General features: G+C 72.4%; 1 protein-coding gene. It reads right to left on the bottom strand.

The genetic code is table 11. From position 1 onward, the window contains the following. Positions 1 to 484, bottom strand: a 484-nt coding sequence (locus ABD191_RS29145; RefSeq protein WP_425560909.1) for an AAA family ATPase, incomplete at its 3' end; no start/stop codon positions are given. Positions 485 to 525: the final 41 nt, after the last annotated feature.

Raw genomic sequence — 525 nt, 5'->3', positions numbered from 1 at the left:
CGCCCATCGGGGACTGGCCTCGGACCTTGGCGAACACGTCGATGACGACCATGCGGGCGTTGCGGTGCGCGTCGAGCCACCCGGCGATCGCCTCGTCGCCGCCGTGGGTCAGCGGCGGGCACTCGGTGACCAGGTGCAGGTCACGGGGTGCGCGCTGCCCGTTGGGCAGCATCTTCGCGACGCGGGTCTGCAACCGGCGCGGCACGTCCTCCAGCGCGAGGTAGAGCACCGGGCCGGGCTCGACGGGGATCGCGTCGAACGCCTGGTTGCCGGCGGCGACGGAGATGCCGAGGTTGAGCGACATCCAGGACTTGCCGACCTTGGGCGGTCCGCACAGGAGGTTGACGCCCTCGCACAGCACGCTGGGCACTGCCCACCGGGCGGGCGGGAACTCGGTGCTCATCAGCTCATCGGCGGTCCACGCCCGACCGAGCTGGGCGCGCGGGCGACGCGGTTCGTCGTCGTCGGGTCCGACCAGGCGCAGGCTCGGGGCCTGGTCGTGGGTGGTGAAGGTGTTCGGGTTGG

This window comes from Luedemannella helvata (assembly GCF_039528415.1).
In the GTDB taxonomy this organism is placed as follows: Bacteria; Actinomycetota; Actinomycetes; order Mycobacteriales; family Micromonosporaceae; genus Luedemannella; species Luedemannella helvata.
The sequence above is the reverse complement of the archived record's forward strand: the minus strand, read 5'-3'. Positions and strand labels throughout refer to the sequence as shown.